At 59.6% G+C, this 255-nt stretch carries 1 protein-coding gene; it reads left to right on the top strand.

What is annotated here, in order from left to right:
* Nucleotides 1–11: 11 nt before the first annotated feature.
* A partial coding sequence (locus SB816_RS33270) for a sigma factor (RefSeq protein ID WP_410548413.1) occupies nt 12–255 on the top strand: 244 nt, incomplete at its 3' end.

The following is a 255-nucleotide window of genomic DNA, read 5'->3' as shown; positions in this document are numbered from 1 at the left end:
ACGGCCATCGCATGTCGTCGGCATCCAGAGGCGATGTGGAGGATCTTGTCCAGGAAACTCTGCTGTCGCTTCACGCCAAAAGGGAGACCTATGATCGTGCGAGGCCGTTTACGGCCTGGTTCTTTTCGATAGCGCGCTACAAGCTCATCGACCACTATCGAGGCAGGGGCGCGCGTGCGCTGACCGAAGTCGAGCTTGATGACACGCTTGAGGCGGAATCGTCCGTCGATGCGGTTACGGCGCGCATGGATGTCG

It is taken from the genome of Achromobacter sp. SIMBA_011 (genome assembly GCF_046535435.1).
GTDB lineage: Bacteria > Pseudomonadota > Gammaproteobacteria > Burkholderiales > Burkholderiaceae_B > Achromobacter > Achromobacter dolens.
This window is presented reverse-complemented; position numbering and strand designations above follow the sequence as displayed.